The sequence below is a fragment of the Achromobacter sp. HNDS-1 genome (genome assembly GCF_040084795.1).
GTDB lineage: Bacteria > Pseudomonadota > Gammaproteobacteria > Burkholderiales > Burkholderiaceae_B > Achromobacter > Achromobacter ruhlandii.
The window spans coordinates 2279970-2296479 of record NZ_CP157584.1 but is presented as its reverse complement, the minus strand read 5'-3'; the positions used below and the strand labels follow the sequence as shown (position 1 = coordinate 2296479).

The 16510-nt window shown below is 69.5% G+C and carries 15 protein-coding genes; 13 read left to right on the top strand and 2 right to left on the bottom strand.

Translation table 11 applies throughout. The features are described 5' to 3' along the window. Nucleotides 1-132: 132 nt before the first annotated feature. Nucleotides 133-798 (top strand): DUF1629 domain-containing protein, encoded by a 666-nt coding sequence (locus ABFG95_RS10645; RefSeq protein ID WP_348995840.1) that lies wholly within the window; start codon nt 133-135, stop codon nt 796-798. A 168-nt stretch (nt 799-966) separates the two neighbouring features. Further along, complete coding sequence (locus tag ABFG95_RS10640) at nt 967-1548, top strand: SMI1/KNR4 family protein (RefSeq protein ID WP_238907807.1); 582 nt, start codon at nt 967-969, stop codon at nt 1546-1548. Nucleotides 1549-1606: 58 nt separating this feature from the next. On the opposite strand, the gene ABFG95_RS10635 is transcribed toward ABFG95_RS10640, so the two are convergent. Continuing rightward, the gene (locus ABFG95_RS10635; RefSeq protein ID WP_348995839.1) at nt 1607-4879 is read right to left on the bottom strand and encodes a hypothetical protein; all 3273 of its coding nucleotides are present in this window, start codon (nt 4877-4879) and stop codon (nt 1607-1609) included. 205 nt (nt 4880-5084) lie between these two features. On the opposite strand from ABFG95_RS10635, the gene ABFG95_RS10630 reads away from it, so the two are divergent. Genes ABFG95_RS10630 through ABFG95_RS10615 form a run of 4 tightly spaced genes read left to right on the top strand, consistent with a single transcriptional unit; the run spans nt 5085 to nt 9188 of the window. Continuing rightward, entirely contained in the window at nt 5085-5474 is a 390-nt protein-coding gene (locus ABFG95_RS10630; RefSeq protein ID WP_054415121.1) for a BlaI/MecI/CopY family transcriptional regulator, read from the top strand. Further along, a complete protein-coding gene (locus ABFG95_RS10625) occupies nt 5471-7174 on the top strand; it encodes a M56 family metallopeptidase (RefSeq protein WP_348995838.1) in 1704 nt (567 codons plus the stop codon). Before ABFG95_RS10630 ends, ABFG95_RS10625 begins: the two co-directional genes overlap by 4 nt. 36 nt (nt 7175-7210) lie before the next feature. Then, nucleotides 7211-8035, top strand: a complete 825-nt coding sequence (gene blaOXA / locus ABFG95_RS10620; RefSeq protein ID WP_059272547.1) for an OXA-258 family class D beta-lactamase — start codon at nt 7211-7213, stop codon at nt 8033-8035. A gap of 13 nt (nt 8036-8048) precedes the next feature. Further along, complete coding sequence (locus ABFG95_RS10615) at nt 8049-9188, top strand: acyltransferase (RefSeq protein WP_336728317.1); 1140 nt, start codon at nt 8049-8051, stop codon at nt 9186-9188. A gap of 47 nt (nt 9189-9235) precedes the next feature. Here the strand turns inward: ABFG95_RS10615 and ABFG95_RS10610 are convergent, their stop codons facing one another. Beyond that, nucleotides 9236-9604, bottom strand: coding sequence for a VOC family protein (locus ABFG95_RS10610; RefSeq protein WP_049076044.1), 369 nt, complete (start codon nt 9602-9604; stop codon nt 9236-9238). A gap of 77 nt (nt 9605-9681) precedes the next feature. Between ABFG95_RS10610 and ABFG95_RS10605 the strand changes: the two genes are divergently transcribed. From ABFG95_RS10605 to ABFG95_RS10575, 7 genes are all read left to right on the top strand, one after another. Beyond that, nucleotides 9682-11052, top strand: coding sequence for an ATP-binding protein (locus ABFG95_RS10605; protein WP_348995837.1), 1371 nt, complete (start codon nt 9682-9684; stop codon nt 11050-11052). Further along, nucleotides 11037-12374 carry a sigma-54 dependent transcriptional regulator gene (locus ABFG95_RS10600; protein WP_175146836.1) on the top strand — a complete coding sequence of 446 codons (1338 nt, stop codon included), beginning with the start codon at nt 11037-11039 and terminating at the stop codon, nt 12372-12374. Before ABFG95_RS10605 ends, ABFG95_RS10600 begins: the two co-directional genes overlap by 16 nt. Before the next feature lie 150 nt (nt 12375-12524). Beyond that, nucleotides 12525-13235 (top strand): hypothetical protein, encoded by a 711-nt coding sequence (locus ABFG95_RS10595; protein WP_348995836.1) that lies wholly within the window; start codon nt 12525-12527, stop codon nt 13233-13235. A gap of 71 nt (nt 13236-13306) precedes the next feature. Continuing rightward, nucleotides 13307-13654: a DMT family protein gene (locus ABFG95_RS10590; RefSeq protein WP_049076038.1), complete on the top strand. Its 348-nt coding sequence runs from the start codon at nt 13307-13309 to the stop codon at nt 13652-13654. Between the two features lie 9 nt (nt 13655-13663). Next, the gene (locus ABFG95_RS10585; protein WP_059272542.1) at nt 13664-14926 is read left to right on the top strand and encodes an MFS transporter; all 1263 of its coding nucleotides are present in this window, start codon (nt 13664-13666) and stop codon (nt 14924-14926) included. Between the two features lie 31 nt (nt 14927-14957). Then, the gene (locus ABFG95_RS10580; protein WP_068980839.1) at nt 14958-16181 is read left to right on the top strand and encodes a diguanylate phosphodiesterase; all 1224 of its coding nucleotides are present in this window, start codon (nt 14958-14960) and stop codon (nt 16179-16181) included. Nucleotides 16182-16239: 58 nt separating this feature from the next. Then, the gene (locus tag ABFG95_RS10575) at nt 16240-16452 is read left to right on the top strand and encodes a hypothetical protein (RefSeq protein WP_054415139.1); all 213 of its coding nucleotides are present in this window, start codon (nt 16240-16242) and stop codon (nt 16450-16452) included. Nucleotides 16453-16510: the final 58 nt, after the last annotated feature.

Below are 16510 nucleotides of genomic sequence, written 5' to 3'. Positions count from 1 at the left end.
ACGTCCGGCTCTCACCGTGTAGACGCCATCCTGGCGCTCAACCAAGGGCTTTGCGCGGTGCGGGCCTTTTGGCTGCGCTCAAATCCGGCTAGCATCGGTTGAACCGCTGTTCTATTCCGCCTCCCCGCATCCATGATGGAAGCCGCCGTGACCGAACCGACCGCCATTGCACTTTCAGCCGAAGCCGCATCGCATAAGGGCAAGTTTTTCCTGATCGACGCCGGCTTCCTGGAAGACGGCAGGGTTCCCGGCTTGGAAATCGCCAACGAAGAGACGCTGATCGATCCGGGGATGAACGTCATCTCGCGCCCGAATGGAATGCCAGATCAGTATCCGGCGCGTCCCCACCTGGTCCATGTTCCGCAAAAGGGCGCAATGCCCCGCGATCTGGAAGAACTCGCTGGCATATGGATTGTGTCGGAGCCGTTGAAGTGGTTGTTTGAGCAGTTGGACGCCGAGGCGTTTGCGTTTGTGGCATGCGACTTCAGCCTTGTCGACGGCAGCCCCGGTCCTCGGTACTACCTGGGCAATGTGCTGCGCAGACTCGATGCCCTGGATGAAGCCTCTTCTCGCGTGAGGATCAAGCTCGACCACAATTATCAGACCGGCGAGGACGAGAAGCGTTATAGCCTCGTCGGCGGCGCCAGTTTGGTGTTCAAACCCGAGGTTGTGGGAGGCGCCCATATCTTCCGCCAGGATCGCCTGGGAGCGCCTCCCATCTGTGACCGCGCGATGTTTGACGCATTGCGCGCGGCCAGCTTCTCTGGTGTGCGGCTGCGCGATGTCGCCGATATTTGAGGATGTTCTGAACGACCCGCCGTGAACCGCTCCGCGCAGCCAACCGCCATCGATCGTCGAACCGGAGCCACGGACCATGCGGGCGGGCTCGCGGCTATAGTGTTGCGTCGTTCCGGCCTTCCGTCCTGGCGGCGGGCCGGGACTTGTCTTTTGATTCAGGAAGCTTGCATGACCATGACCGCCGAACAGTTCCACCAACGCATCTGGGAGATCCTGGACCCCGTGGACACCGCGTATTTCGAGGTGGTGGCCGCGCCCGCGCCCGACGCGGCCGCGATCGCGAGCCTGGAGGCGGCTGTCGGGTTCCCGCTGCCGGCGGCGTTCACGGCCTTCTGCCAGCGCACCAATGGCCTGTGCGTGATGGCGCGCGAGGAAGTCTGGCCGCGCGCCAAGGAGTTCGACGTCGGCCCCGCCTGGACCTTCTGGCGCGGCGTGGTGCTGTTGGGCATCGATGCGCCGGAGTTGCCCGAATGGGCCAGCATTTCGGCGCAGCAGCGCCAGCTTGCCGAGGCCGGTCTGCCTGGCATCCTGCCGGTGCTGAAGATCGTGGGCGACGGCAGCCGGATATGGGGCGTGGACCAGGCGGGGGCCGTCGTGGCGATCGACGACTGGGCCGATCCGGAGCCGCTGGGCGGCGATCTCATCGATCTTTATGCCGAGCAGATCGCCGACCTGATGCGGCGTCAGCAGGACATGGCGCTGCGGCTGGCCGAACGCGCCAAGGGAAAACTCGGCAAGCTGCCGGGATAGCGGGCAGCGGGGCGCGGGCGGATCCGGTTGCCGGCATGCCGCCCGCCCGGCATGCGCGTCATCCGCCGGCGCGCGGGGAAAACGTATCCGGATACGTGACCAGGTCGGCGGCGTCGGAAACCCAGCCATCCTTGTCGTGCCGATACAAATCCAGCCGCTGGCGCATTTCTGGCGTCCATCCGGTCCGGGCCGACATTGCGCACAGCAAGCCCAGGCCGATGCGCCGCATGCCGGCATTGCCTTCGGCGCCCAACCACGCTTCGACCTGGGTGAGCTGATCCAGGCGCGCGCCAGCCACCGTATCCGCGAGCGCATCCAGGATGTCGCCAACGACGCCGGGATGCAGTAAATCCGAGGCCGCGGATTGCCGCGCGAGCGCCAGCGCCGCCTCTGGACGCAACACCGAGAACGCCAGTCGTAGCGCCAGTCCCGGATGCCAGCGCCTGGCCAGCAGGGCCGCGGCCAGCATGTCCGCCGACGCGGCCAGTTCCAGCTGGCCACGCTGCCGTTGCTGCTGGTACGCGGCGACAACCGCGGCCAATGCATGCGCCCGCGTCAGGTCCGCGAAACTGTCCGCCAGTTCGCGCGGCAGGCTTCCCGCATAAATGCCCAGCAGCGCGCCTGCCGCGAGTTCGACCAGCGACACATCGACATCTCCGAGCCGCGCGGCCAGCGCCTGGTACAACGCGGGTGCGCCTTGCCCTGGAGGCATCGCGATCAGTCGTTCCAGCGTTTCCTTGCGGATCTGGGCGTCGGAATGCCCGAGCAGCAAGGCGAGATGCTGGCTCAGGGCGCGCTGGCCATCTGGAGAAAGGCCCGTCGGCGGAATGCGGATGGTTGCGCGCGCCAGGGCCGGCGGCCCGCTGCGCGCGGCGGCGTGCAATCTGGGCCAGACCTCGGGACGGTCGAGGAAGTTCCAGTACGCTCGCGCCAAGGCGATCGCCACGTCCTGATGCAGCTTGGGCTCGGCTTCGATCCGGGCGAGAAATGCGAAGGCGCCATCCGTCCTCAGGTCGCCGGCAAGGCGGACGATCTCCTTGGCGACGGTGATCTTGCTTCGCGGCGCGCGGTCCAGCAGTTCCAGCACCTGCGCGGGGCGCAGGTTCATCAAGGATCGCCGCAAGGCATAGATGGCGACCCGGGCCCGGCCGTCATCCAGTGCCTGTATCAGCGCCGGCACCCCGCGTCCGGCATCGGCGCGTCCGAGCGCTTCCAGCGCCTTGTCACGCAGCGCCTGGTCGGGCGTGTCGAGGCGCGCCAGGTCGACCAGCGGCGCCAGGTCGATGGATGGCATGGCCGCATAGCGCTGGACGCAGCCGTAGAGTTCCCAGGCGTTGCGCTGCGTGCTGGTGAGGATATCGAGCAGTTCGGCGGCATAGCATTGCTGCTGGGCCGCCGTCCACCGGAAGAATCCGTCTTCGTAGGCGGGGAGAAATGCCGCCTTGCCGCTGGGAAACCGCCCCTTGTAGACGCGGGCGGTCAGAAACGGCGTCAGCAGGTCTTGCCTGCGACGATGCAGATGCGAGGAGACCGCGGACACCTGGATCCAGCTCGGATCGGCCCCCAGCAGTTGGGGAATCAATTCCGCCGCGCGCTTGCGCAGTCCGAGCCGCACCAGCGCGTCCAGCCCGGAACGCGCCACATGGCCGCGTTTGTCGCGGGCCAGGTCGGAGATCATGTCGACAAACAGGTCCACGGCCTTCGCCCGGCATCCGAAGCCAAAGACGAGTTGCAGCGCCACCTGGGCGCGATCGCGCCGGATCCAGGTCTCGAGCAGCCCCATCAGGTGCGGGGCGATCCGGCGCAGTTCGCCATCGCTCATGCGGGATTCCCAGTGCCCCTGGCGCAGGTTGCCCATGCCGCCCATGCGCTCGACAAGGCCGGGCAGCGCGGCCACGACAAATGCGGTGTGGGGGGTGATGATGGACATCAACCATTGCATGGCCGCCAGCATGGTCTGGTGCGAGCAGTCGCGGGCGCGCAATGCGGCATCGATGAGCGCGGTGAACCCGGGCAGGTGCCCGGCTTCCCAGCGCGAAGGCGGCAGTGCCGCCAGGGCCGTCAGCATGGCAAGTCGCACAGGGTCCTGTTCGTTCTCGCGGGCCCGGCAGAAATCCAGAATGGCGGCCAGGCTCGATGCCTCGTATCGTCCTGTCCCTGCCACCGCCGCAACGGCCTGCGCGCGCAGCTCGCCATCGGGCTGCGACAGGAACGGCTGGGCCAGGGCCAGCGCTTCCTGGAATGGCAGGCAGGACAGGTACGGCAGCCGGACCAGCGGCTCGGCGGCGAGGCGTGGCGACGAGAACGCGCGGCGCGCTTCGGCCTGCCGGGCAGCGCTGGATAGCTCCCGCACGAACTCGAACGGCAAGGCCCCGCTGTCCTCGCGCCAGGCTTCGCCGCCCTGGCGATAGAGCGCGTCCCGCTGGTTTGCATGCAGTTGCTGGAAGACCGCGTGCAGGTCGGGGAGCGCGTCAACCGACAACAGTTTGCAGAGCGCGGACGCCTCCAGGCGCCGCAGGGTCTGCAGGGTGAAGGGAACGCGCTGTCTGCCGCCCAGGTCCTCGACGATGGCGGCGATCTGCGCCGGGAAGAAAGAGGCATAGCGCGCCAGCGGCAAATCCTGGACGGGAACGCGGGCGACCGCCACGCGCAACAGGCTCAGCCCGGCCGCCCGGTCGCTGCGCAGCATGCGATAGAGCGCCGCCCTGATGGCAACGCGCAATGCATAGGAGGGATTGCCGGACTGCTCCAGTTCGTGCGCCAGCCTGTCGCGCACGAGCCCCGGCAGGCGCTGTGCCAGCGCCGCCCACTGCGGCGCCTCCAGCAATGCGACCTGTTCGGCATCCAGGCTGGCGCCGATGAATGCATCCGTCGTCCAAGGCAGCAGATGGCGGCGCGCCGCGCCTTCGAGTGTCGGATAGACGGCATCGTTGACCTGCCCGCGTCCGGCTCGCCAGAGCTGGCGGGCGAGCTCCCGGCGGCACGGCTTTGTCATGTCGGGCATCAGGCGGACCAGGATCTCGTCTGGCACCACACGCGCCGCCAGTCGGGCGGCACGCAACACCAGCATGGGCGAGGGGTCGGCGAGCAGCGTGACGATCAGAGCCGTCGCGCGCGAGCCGCTGGCCGACATCAGCGCCAGCAGCCGCTCGTAGTGGATCTCCGATTGCGCCAGCGACTTCAGGTCTTCGGCAAGCTGCGCATCCGCGATGGACTCACGACCGAGCGCCACCATCCGCCCGTAACGTTGATCATGGCCGAGGAGGGCGACCTCCGCGAGGATGCGCCGCGTGGACGGGCGGTGTTCTTTCCGTGGGGGCGTCATGGTCATGGGCAGGCAGTCGTAGGGTGGGCAGGGCGCCATTCGCACGGCGCGGCGGGAATCCGCAACGGGAATAGTAAATCGATTCGGCCCGCTGGCTTTCCGATTGGACCCCGCCCCTGGCCCGCGCGTGCGGGTATTGGATTCGATGTAAGTAGACAAAATTTTCTAGAAAGTTTATTCTAGTTTCAACGTTTGCCAACCCCTTTGCTTCATGATTTCCCGCACCTCCGCCATCGCCAAGCCGACCAGCGCCGAACTCGACGTGCTGCAGGCGCTCTGGGAAACCGGCCCCGCCACCGTCAAGCAGGTCCACGCCGCCATGGCCGCCGGGCGCGACAGCCTCACCTACGCCAACGTGCTGCGGCTGATGCAGATCATGCACGGCAAGGGCCTGCTGACGCGCGATGAAAGCCAGCGCTCGCACGTCTATGCCGCGGCCCAGAGCCAGAAGGCAACGCAGGGCGGGCTGGTCAGGGATCTGATAGGCAAGGCCTTCGCCGGGTCCGGCAAGGCACTGGTGCTGGCCGCCCTGCGCGAAGGCCGCGTCAGCAAGAAGGAACGCGCTGAAATCGAAGCCCTGCTGCGCGACGACAAGCTGTGACCGACTTCCTGCTCGCCACGGCCTGGACCCTCGGCGGCAGCCTGCCGGCGGTGGCCTGGAAAATCCTGTGCCTGCACGCCGCCACGCTGGCGTTGCTGGCATTGACGCGCCCCGAGGATGCCCGGCTGCGCTATGCGCTGCTGGGCGCGGCGTTGGCCGCTGGCGTGGCCATCGCGGTGACCGGGGTGGTGTTCGCCTGGCGCGGCCTGCCCGCCGCGGCCGTGTCGCCAGCGGCGGCGGCCGCCACGGCCTGGCCGCTGTGGCTGGCGCTGGCCTGGTTGGCCGGCAGCGCGCTCGCGGCGCTGCGGGTGTTGCTGGGGCTGGGCTGGCTGCGCCGCGCGTTGCGCGCCAGCGAACCGTGGCACGATCCCGCCTGGCAGGCGCGCGTGGCGGACATGGCCCGCCACCTGCGGCTGTCGCGCGCCGTCGGCCTGCGCCTGGCGCGCACCCTGTCCACGCCAGTCACCGCCGGCTGGTTCAAGCCGGTGATCCTGGTGCCGGCCTCGCTCGTCACCGGCATGCCGGCGGACCTGCTGGCGGCGCTCCTGGCGCATGAACTGGCGCACGTGCGGCGCCACGATTACCTGTTCAACCTGCTGCAGCACGCCGCCGAGGTGCTGCTGTTCTTTCATCCGTCCATCTGGTGGCTGTCGCGCCGCATGAGGATCGAGCGCGAACGCATCGCCGACCAGATCGCCGCGGACGTGATCGGCGGCCCCATGCCGCTGGCGCGCGCGTTGCACGCCCTGGAGCGTGTCGCCGCCGCCGCGCCGCCGGCTCCGGTGGCGCCCGCCGCGCGGGACGGCGACCTGCTCGACCGCATCCGCCGCCTGGCGCGTCCCGACACGCTCGCCGCCCGCCGCGCGGTGGCCGTGCCCGTGCTGGCGATGTCGTGCGCGGTGGCCGGCTTTGGCGCCTGGTCGGCGCTGACGGCGGGGCCGGCGCAGCCCCTGTCGGCGCAGGAAGCGCAACGCCTGATGGCGCGCCTGCCGGGGATCCGTGCCCTGGTCGAGGCCAGCGGCGCCTCTCATGTGCTGGTGCTGGACACCCGGTCGGGCGCGACGCTGCTGGGCCGCGCCGAGAACGACGCCGTGCCGATCGCGTCGCTGACCAAGCTGATGACCGCCATGGTGGTGCTGGATGCCGCGCCTGACCTGTCACGCACCGTGCGCATCGATGAGCGCGATGCGCGCGCCACCGCCGCTGGCGCCGCTTCGCCGCTGCCGGTGGGCGCCAGCGTCACGTTGGACACCCTGCTCAAGCTGGCGTTGATGGCATCGGACAACCGCGCCGCGCACGCCCTGGCCCGCGCCTATCCCGGCGGCGAAGCGGCATTCGCCCAGGCCCTGCGGCGCAAGAGCGCCGCGCTGCGCCTGGAGCACACCACGCTGGAGGAGCCGACCGGCCTGTCGGACGGCAATCGCGCCAGCGCCGTGGACATTGGCCGGATCGTCAGCGCCGCCGCCGCGTATCCGCGCATCGTGCGCGACACCACCACGCTGGCCGAGACGGTCGATGCGGCCGGCACCAGGCAGCGCTTTCGCAACACCAATCCCCTGGTCGGGACGCAAGGCTGGGACGTGCGCCTGTCGAAGACGGGCAACTCGGCCGCGGCCGGCCGCTGCCTGGCCATGCGCATCCATGTCGAGGATCGCGACCTGACGCTGGTCCTGCTCGATGGCCGTCCCGACCATGCCTGAGTCTTTCCCGTTCTTCCCCATCCGGTTCTATCGACCATGACAATTCGACTCGTTTCGCGCGCCCTGGGCGCAGTCCTCTTTGCGTCCGCCCTGACCCTGCCCGCCCGGGCGGACGTCCTGTGCACCCTGGTGGCCGACGCCGCCGACGGCCGCATCCTGTTCCAGCAGGGCACGCGGCAGGACTGCACGCAGCGCTACACCCCCGCCTCGACCTTCAAGCTGCCCATCGCCCTGATGGGCGCGGATGCCGGCATCCTGCAGGGCCCGCACCAGCCCGTCTGGAACTACCAGCCCGCTTATCCCGACTGGGGCGGCGAGGCCTGGCGCCAGCCCACCGATCCGGCTCGCTGGATCAAGTATTCGGTGGTCTGGTACTCGCAGTTGACCGCCAGGGCGCTGGGGCAGGAGCGCTTCCAGCGCTACACCTCCGCGTTCGGTTATGGCAACGCGGACGTCTCGGGTGAACCCGGCAAGCACAACGGCACCGATGGCGCGTGGATCATCTCCTCGCTGCGCATTTCGCCGTTTGAGCAGGTGGACTTCCTGCGCAAGTTCGTCAACCGGCAACTGCCCGTCAAGGCGGCCGCCTATGACCTGGCCGAGAACCTGTTCGAGGTCGGCGAAGCCGACGGCTGGCGCCTGTACGGCAAGACCGGAACCGGCTCGCCCGGCAGCCACGGCGTCTACACGCCGGCCAACGCCTATGGCTGGTTCGTCGGCTGGGCGCGCAAGGACGACCGCCAACTGGTGTTTGCCCGCCTGCTGCAGGACGAGGGGGCGACCCAGCCCAATGCCGGCCTGCGCGCCCGCGACGGCCTGATGCGCGACTGGGCCGCCATGGTCGCGGCGCCCCGCAAATAGACCCGCGCCGGCCATGAACGCCCCGCCGCGCGACGACGGCATCGACATGCTGCGCGGATTGTCGATCCTGCTGGTGTTGCTGCATCATTTCAACATCGCCTACCCGCTGCGCGATACGGCGTTGGCCAGCGCGCTGGGCTGGCCGCTGCTGCAGGCCATCGCGCGCAATGGCAACTACGGCGTGACGATCTTCTTCGTCATTTCGGGGTTCCTGATCACCCGCAACGCGCTCGAGCGCTGGGGCCGTCTGGACGCCATCCGGCCGGCGCCTTTCTGGCTGCTGCGCCTGGCGCGTATCCTGCCCACGCTGGCGCTGACACTGGCGGCCGTCGACGCGCTGGCGCTGGCCGGCCTGCCGCTGTTCGGCAACCGCGCGGGCAGCGGGGTGTCGCTCTGGACCGCCAACGCCGCCGCGCTGGGCGCCTGGATGAACGTGCTGGTCATCCGCGAGGGATGGATCAACTATGCCCTGGGCGTGATGTGGTCCCTGTCGGTCGAGATGGCCTTCTACCTGCTGTTTCCGCTGGCCTGCGTGCTGCTCCGTGGCGCCTGGCTGCGGGCGCTGGCCGCGCTGCTGATCGTTGCGGGGCCGCTCTACCGGCTGGCGAACCAGGGCGATGGCGAGGCCTGGCTGTACGGCTATCTCGCCTGTTTCGACGCGATCGCCATCGGCTGCTGCGCCGCGGTGCTGGCGAGGCGCCAGGCGTGGCCGGCGGCACGGCGGCCCGGCGTGCGCAGGCTTGCGGGCCTTGGCATGGCCGCGCTTTACCTGGCATGGCCGATCAGCCAGAGCAATGTGCTGGGCGTCAGTGCAATGGCGCTGGGCGCGGCGCTGCTGCTGCTTGGCCGGCCCGCCACCGTCCCGTCTTCACCCGGCCTGGCGCGGCGCCTGCTCGGACGCTGCGGCCGCGACTGCTACGAGATCTACCTGCTGCACCTGCTGGTGCTGGGCCTGTTGCGCACCTGGCTGCCGCCCGCGCAATACGTGGGCGACGCCAGGCTCGGTTTGCTGCTGGCCAGTGTCGTTGGCGCGTGCCTGCTGGGCGCGCTGGTGTCGCGGGCGTATTCCACGCCGTTGAACCGCGGCCTGAGGCAATCGCTGGGCCTGACGCGGACGGCCGATGCGTCCTTGGGGCCCGCCCGGAACGGGTGATGCAGCCGTGCCGCCAGGGCGGGGCCGCCGCCGCGCGGGACAGGCCACTACGCCTGCGGCCGATGGCACACCGCTTCCACGTTGTGGCCATCGGGGCCGATGACGAATGCGGCGTAGTAGTGGGGATGGTAGTGGGGGCGCAGGCCGGGCGGGCCATTGTCCTTGCCGCCGGCGGCGAGCGCGGCGGCGTGGAACGCGTCCACTTGGGCGTGGGTGTCCGCCGCGATGGCGATGTGCAAGGGCCCGGCGACACGGGCCTGTGGATAGAGCCACAGCGAAGGTTTCCCCTGCCGGCCCAGGCCGATACTGGCCGGGCCTTGCATGGCCAGGCTCACGCCCAGGGGCGCGAGCGCCTTGAGAAAGAACTCGCGGCTGAGGTCGATGTCGCTGACGCCAAAGCCAATGTGATCGAACATGCGGTGTCTCCGACGCTACGGTGAGCATCCGGTTTTAACACTATCGATCGCGCGGCGCGATCGGGTATTCTGCCGGCGTGTACCCGCGAAGGAGCGCGATCCTGTCACCGCAGAAATCGATTCGTCGAGACCTGGCGATCCTCTGGTTCTGGATCGCCATCGTCGCGCTGGTGCTGGCCGGGCTGCTGGTCGCGCTCAGCCGGCAAGGCGCCGGGGCCCAGGTGGCCCGCGCGCGTGACCTGGCGGCGGTCAGTTGCGAGGCCTTGCGCGCCGGGGCGGCGCGCCTGCCCCGGGTCGCCCCGCCCGGCCCGCCAGCCGCCGAACTGCCCGGCGCCCAGGCGATTCTCGATCTTGTCTTGCGCGATCGCGTCGGCATGGAAGGCGGGTTCTGGCAGCCGGGCGCGGGCGTGGTGGCCTATGCCTTTCCCACCTATGACGGCACCGGCATCAAGCGCGACCCGCCCAGCGCGGAGCTGGAGCGCATTGGCGCCACCGCCCAGCGCGCCCTGGACGGGGCCGGGCTGGTCACCGACATGCGGCCGGGCCTGCGCGAAGCCGTGGTATTCGCCGCGTGTCCCGCCGAGATCGGGAACCGCCCGCTCGCGGCCTGGACCCTGACGCGCGTGCCGCTCATCGGCGGCGACGTGATCAATGCGCTGATCCTGGCGATCAGCCTGCTGCTGGCCATGGTGGTGGTTTCCGGCCTCTGGCTTGGCCGCACTTTCACCCGTTGGCGCCGGCAATCGGAAGACATGCAGCGGCAGCTGCAACAGGCCGAACGGCTGGCGACCCTGGGGCGCATGTCCGCGGGCCTGGCCCATGAAATCCGCAACCCCCTGGGCACCATGCGCATGAAAGTCGAGAACGCGCTGGCCGCGCCCGAGCCCGTGCGCCAGGCGCGGGTGGCCGGCGCCCTGGAGGCCGTCCTGGCGCAGACCGAGCGGCTCGAATCCCTGGTGTCGAGCCTGCTGGCCCTGACGCAGCCATTCCGCGTCGAGCGCCAATCGCTCGATCTGCCCGCTTTCCTGGAGGAACGGGTGCAGGCGCACGCGGCCGCCGCGCAAAAGGCGGGAGTCCGGCTGACGGTGACCGCGCCCGACATGGCGGGTGCGCGTGCATGGTTCGATCCGGCACAGATGGCGCGGGTGTTCGACAACCTGCTATTGAACGCGCTGGCGCATACCGGCAATGGCGGCGCGGTGGAACTGGGCGCGGCCCGTGGCCCCCGTGGCGCCTTGCTGCTATGGGTCGCTGACGATGGCGCCGGCGTGCCGGACGGATTGCGCGACACCCTGTTCGAACCGTTCGCGACAGCGCGCACAGGCGGGTCCGGACTGGGGCTCGCCCTGGTGCGGGAAATCATCCAGGCGCACGCCGGGCAGGTCAGGCTGGCGCCCACCGCGCGCGGCGCCCGCATCGAAATGGAGCTGCCATGGCCCGCATCCTGATCGTCGACGACGACGCGGCATTTCGTGACAGCCTGACGGAAACGCTGCAGGACCTGGGCCATGCCGTGTTGCAGGCCGCCTCGACCAGCGCGGGCCTGAACCGCCTGCGCACCGAGCCGGTGGACCTGGCCATCGTCGATCTGCGCATGCCGGGCGACGATGGCCTGGTGTTCCTGCGCAAGGCGGCCGAAGTGTCCGCCGTTCCGTGCATCATGCTGACCGCCTATGCGAGCGGCGGCAACACCATCGACGCCATGCGCCTGGGGGCCTTCGATCATCTGACCAAGCCGGTGGCGCGCGCCGCCCTGGTGGAGACGCTGGAGCGGGCGCTGAGCAGCGTCATGGCGGGGGGCGACGCCGCCGCCAGTCCCGACGCCGGGCCGGTCGACGATTTCGAACTGGTCAGCGCCAGCGAGGCCATGCGCGATGTCTTCAAGCGCATCGGCATGGCGGCGCGCGGCGATGCCACGGTGTTGATCCTGGGCGAAACCGGCACCGGCAAGGAACTGGTGGCCCGCGCCCTGCATCGCAGCAGCGCGCGCGCGGCGCGGCCCTTCGTCGCGGTCAATTGCGCCGCGATTCCCGCCGAGTTGATGGAAAGTGAACTGTTCGGCCACGTCAAGGGCGCGTTTACCGGCGCCACCAGCGACCGCGCCGGGCGCTGGCGCGAGGCCGAGGGCGGAACCCTGTTCCTGGACGAGATCGGCGATATGCCGCTGGCGACGCAGGCCAAGATCCTGCGCGCGCTGCAGGAACGGGAAATCACGCCGGTGGGCGCCGGCCGCGTGGTGCCGGTGAACGTGCGTATCGTCGCGGCGACGCATCGCGACCTGCCGGCGGCGGTGGCGGCGGGCAGGTTCCGCGAAGACCTGTGGTATCGCCTGCAGGTGGTGCCGATCGTATTGCCGCCCCTGCGCGAGCGGTTGGGCGATGTGGTGCTGCTGGCCGAGCATTTCCTGCGGCGCATCGGCGGCGGCGCGCCCAAGCGCCTTTCCCCTGCGGCCGCGCAGCAGTTGCTGGCGCACGACTGGCCCGGCAACGTGCGCGAGCTGCGCAATGCCATGGAGCGCGCGGCGGTGCTTTGCCATGGCATGACCATCGAGCCGGGGCACGTCGGTCTGCGGTCCACCGACGCCGCCCACGCGGCCGGAGGCGGGATTACGCTGGACGGACCGCTGGCCGAGGCGGTGGCCGCGCTGGAACGCGCCATGATCCGTCGCGCGTTGGCGGCCACGGCCGGCAACCGCGCCGAGGCCGCCCGCCGCCTTGGGCTGTCGCGCCAACAGCTGTATCGCAAGCTGGCCGAGCACGGTCTGCAATGAGGTGTCCGATCCGGTGACGCCCGCGTGTCGCCGGATCGGACACCGGTGCGCCGCCGGACCGCGCAAGCCCTTGTTTTTTCGGGAACTCCTGGTTGGCACACGGTTTGCGTCCAAGCCTGATGTGTTCACCGACGGCTCAAGGAGTCCATCATGTCCCGATACACGTCTTCCGTGCTTGCCATCGCGCTTGCCCTGGCCGCGGGCGCGGCCCGCGCCGTGCCGCCGCCCGCCGCCGCGGAGCCCCCGACCCCTGCCGGCGCGGTGCCCCCGCCGCCGGTTGCCGCGATGCCGCCGCCCGCGCCCGGCGCCGCCGCCCCGGTCGTGGCGCAGGGCCAGGTCCAGCGTCTGCTGATCAATCCCTACGGCGAGGTCGACGGCCTGCGGCTGGCCGACGGCACCGTGGTGCGGTTTCCGCCGCATCTGTCCCAGGCGCTCAGCGCGGCGATCAAGCCTGGCGACGCCGTCCGCGTCATCGGCCGCCCGCAGTCGCGCGGCAGCGTCAAGGCCGACGCCATCGTCAATGCCACCAGCGGCCAGACCGTCTACGACCAACCGCCGCCGCCGGACGCGGGACGGCCGCTGCCGCCGCACCTGCGCGCCCAGGCGCTGCGGCCGCAACGGGTGGAAGGCCAGGTCGATGCCGTGCTGACCGGCCCGCGCGGCGAGGCCAACGGCGTCATCCTGACCGACGGCAGCATCGTCCGCTTCCCGCCGGAGAGCCTGCGACTGTCGGTACTGCCCGGCGCGCCGTTCGCCGCCGACGGCCTGGGAACGCGCAACGCCCTGGGCACGTCGCTGGAAGCGATCAGCGTAGGGACCAGCCTGTCGGCGCTGCAGCCGCTGTATGACCGCACGCCCTGAGCGCTGCCGCGTTCTTCCTGACCGGGCCGCCGCGCGGCGGCCTGCCCCTCATTCCCCCGGGATTTTCGAAGATGTCTCCCAAGCTCCTGCCCGTCGCCCTGCTGCTGGTCTCCAATGTCTTCATGACCTTCGCCTGGTATGGACACCTCAAGTTCGGCGAACGTCCGTTGTATGTCGTTGTCCTGGCCAGCTGGCTGATCGCCTTCGCCGAATATTGCTTCGCGGTGCCGGCAAACCGCATCGGCCATGCCGTCTACAGCGCCGCCGAACTCAAGACCATGCAAGAGGTCATCACCTTGACGGTGTTCGCCGTGTTCTCGGTCTTCTACCTGGGCGAGCGTTTGACGCTCAATCACCTGGTCGGTTTTGGCTGCATCGGATTGGGCGCGTTCTTCGTCTTCAAGGGCCCCTTGCCCTAGGAAACGATCATGACGACCGCGCAAACGGACACCGACTCGCAGCGCTGGCTGGCGGGTGTCAACTTCTTCCTGGCCGACGTGCGCGACGGGCTGGGCCCCTTCCTGGGCGTGTTCCTGTTGGGCCATGGCTGGCACGCCGACGCCATCGGCTACCTGATGACGGCCGCCGGCCTGGCGGGCATGCTGGCCACCACGCCGATGGGCGCGTGGGTGGATGCCTCGCGCCGCAAGCGCGGCCTGCTGGCCGGCGCCACCCTGGCCCTGATCGCCTGCAACCTGGCGCTGTGGGCCCTGCCGGTGGCCAGCGTGGCGGCCGCCACGCAGATCCTCGCGGCCATTATTGGCGCCCTGTTCGCGCCGGCCATCATGGGCCTGACGCTGGGGCTGGTTGGTCCGCGCGGCCTGCCGCGCCAGCTTGGGCTGAACGAGGCCTGGAACCACGCGGGCAACGTCGCGGCCGCGGCGCTGGCGGGCCTGGCCGGCTACCGCTGGGGCCTTTCGGCGGTCTTCGTGTTGATGGTGGTGGTGCCATGCGGGGCGTTCGTCTGCCTGGGGCGCATCCGACCGTCGGCGATCGACCATGATGTCGCTCGCGGGGCCGAGCCCGCGGCCTCGGCCCCGGTGGGCCCGCAACCGGCGCCTGGCATCTGGCAAGTGCTGTCGCGCTCGAAAGCGCTGCGCCGGGTGGCATTGATCATGATGCTGTTCCACCTTGGCAATGCGGCCATGCTGCCTCTGCTGGGGCAGTCCGCCGTTGCGCGCGGCCAGGCCGATCCCAGCGCCTATACGGCGCTGACGATCATCGTCGCGCAACTGGTCATGATTCCGGTGGCGCTGCTGGCCGGACGCCACGCCCGGCAGTATGGCTATTGGCGGCTGCTCGCGTTGGCGTGCTGTGTGCTGCCGCTGCGCGGACTGCTGGCCGCGGCCTTGCCCGCCGCTTGCGCGCTGGTGCCGGTGCAGATGATGGATGGCGTCGCCGCCGGCCTGATGGGCGTGGCGCTGCCGGGGCTGGTGGCATCGATCCTGCGCGGAAGCGGGCATGTCAATGCGGGGTTGGGGGCGGTCATGGCCATCCAGGGCGTGGGCGCGGCGCTCAGCCCGGCCCTGGGCGGCTGGGTGGCGCAACACCATGGGTACGGCGCGGCCTTCATCGCGCTGAGCGGCGTCGCCACGCTCTCGTTGGCGCTGGTCGCAACCCACCGGACGGCGCGCGGCGGCGTGCGAACCGGTGACGCTCGGCGGGCCGCCGACGTAAACTCTTGCCATTGACCATGCAGGCACCGGTGACAAAGGCGTCGTCATGTTATCCACCTTGATATACCGCAGCCGGCTCTGTAGCGCCATGCGCGCTGACGATTTCGACCTTCTCATACGGAAGGCCAGGGTGCGCAACGCGTCGTTGAACGTCACCGGCATCCTGCTTTTCGACGGCAGTCACTTTGTCCAGTTGCTGGAAGGGCCGCCGCAGGCGGTGGAGGCGCTGTTCGACACGATCCAACGCGACCCGCGGCATGGGAGCGTTGTGCGGCTCCTGCGCGACCAGGGACCGTTTCGCCGTTTCGAGGGCGATCAGATGGCAATGATCGACCTGCGTGAGTTCGAGGCGGCGCGGGTGCCCTCGCTCATCCTCGACAAGATGAAAAAACAGGCCAGGCTGGCTGCCAGCGACGACCGGGTCGCCAGGATTCTGACCTGGTACGCGCTCACGCGGGAAACCCGCCTCATCGCTGATGGCGACGATGGGGCGGGCTGGCGATTCGAGGCGGACGCCGCCTTGCCCGAGCCTGGCTTGGGCGCGGAACAAGCCTACCAGTTCGCCCTGCAGCCGATCGTCGAGCCGATGCGGCGGGTGATCAGTTCGTTCGAATTCCTGATTCGTGGTCCGTCCGGCGGATCGCCGCAGGAGCTGTTCTCGTCCGTGCCGCCAGACCAGCGCTACCGGATCGACCTGGAGTCCAAGGCGTCCGCGTTTCGCCTGGCAAGCCGCCTGCATCTGGACGACATCAAGCTGTCGGTGAATCTGTTGCCCATGTCGTTGGTTGCCGATCCGTCCGCGGTGGACTTCCTGGTCGAGCAGATCGCGGGGTGCGGCTTGTCGCCCCGGCAGGTGATCGTGGAGATCACCGAGGAGGAGGCCATCGTGAACCAGGGCGACTTCGGCGCGGCCATCGAGCGGTTGCGGCGCGCCGGCATTGGCGTGGCCATTGACGATTTTGGCGCGGGCTTCGCCGGCCTGTCGTTGCTGGCGGATTTTCAGCCGGACAAGCTCAAGATCGATCGCAAGATCATTCAGAACATCCATTCGGATGGCCCGCGGCAAGCGATTGTGCGCGCGATTGTCGAAGTGTGCGCGGCGTTGGGAATCACGCCCGTCGCCGAGGGCGTGGAACGGGTACAAGAGTGGCGTTGGCTGCAGGCGGCGGGGGTGGAGCGTTTCCAGGGTTACCTGTTCGCCCGGCCCGCGCTGAACGGCGTGCCGGCGGTCCGATGGCCGCGACGGTCTGGCGGGCATCAGGGTAGCTGAGGGGGCGGAATCCGCCGCGGGATGGATTTCCAATCAAATCCGATGGGAGCACTCACCCATGACAGTCAGATTGGCGGCCTTGAATCAGAGTCTGGTCACCGTAGCCAGGCTGATGGACACCGCGAATGATCTCGACGGCGTGAAAGCCGCGTTCGCGCTGCACGCGGAGGTGGCCTCGGGGTTGTTCAGATTGGTCGAGGCGGAGTTGCTGGAGCTTCGACAGAAACTCGAAGACGTGCAGGAAACGCTCAGGCAGGCGGGGCCGCGGTAGATGCTGTCCGTGAGCCCGCGGCGCGCCAGACGCTCCGCCGCGGTGGGCGGCATGCGCA

Excerpts from the sequence above, each read along its gene's own strand:
- ABFG95_RS10630 (WP_054415121.1), top strand. The coding sequence starts at position 5,085 with ATGATTTCCCGCACCTCCGCCATCGCCAAGCCGACCAGCGCCGAACTC.
- ABFG95_RS10595 (WP_348995836.1), top strand. The coding sequence starts at position 12,525 with ATGTCCCGATACACGTCTTCCGTGCTTGCCATCGCGCTTGCCCTGGCC.
- ABFG95_RS10635 (WP_348995839.1), bottom strand. The coding sequence starts at position 4,879 with ATGACCATGACGCCCCCACGGAAAGAACACCGCCCGTCCACGCGGCGC.
- blaOXA (WP_059272547.1), top strand. The coding sequence starts at position 7,211 with ATGACAATTCGACTCGTTTCGCGCGCCCTGGGCGCAGTCCTCTTTGCG.
- ABFG95_RS10615 (WP_336728317.1), top strand. The coding sequence starts at position 8,049 with ATGAACGCCCCGCCGCGCGACGACGGCATCGACATGCTGCGCGGATTG.
- ABFG95_RS10610 (WP_049076044.1), bottom strand. The coding sequence starts at position 9,604 with ATGTTCGATCACATTGGCTTTGGCGTCAGCGACATCGACCTCAGCCGC.
- ABFG95_RS10575 (WP_054415139.1), top strand. The coding sequence starts at position 16,240 with ATGACAGTCAGATTGGCGGCCTTGAATCAGAGTCTGGTCACCGTAGCC.
- ABFG95_RS10600 (WP_175146836.1), top strand. The coding sequence starts at position 11,037 with ATGGCCCGCATCCTGATCGTCGACGACGACGCGGCATTTCGTGACAGC.
- ABFG95_RS10585 (WP_059272542.1), top strand. The coding sequence starts at position 13,664 with ATGACGACCGCGCAAACGGACACCGACTCGCAGCGCTGGCTGGCGGGT.
- ABFG95_RS10645 (WP_348995840.1), top strand. The coding sequence starts at position 133 with ATGATGGAAGCCGCCGTGACCGAACCGACCGCCATTGCACTTTCAGCC.
- ABFG95_RS10580 (WP_068980839.1), top strand. The coding sequence starts at position 14,958 with ATGTTATCCACCTTGATATACCGCAGCCGGCTCTGTAGCGCCATGCGC.
- ABFG95_RS10590 (WP_049076038.1), top strand. The coding sequence starts at position 13,307 with ATGTCTCCCAAGCTCCTGCCCGTCGCCCTGCTGCTGGTCTCCAATGTC.
- ABFG95_RS10640 (WP_238907807.1), top strand. The coding sequence starts at position 967 with ATGACCATGACCGCCGAACAGTTCCACCAACGCATCTGGGAGATCCTG.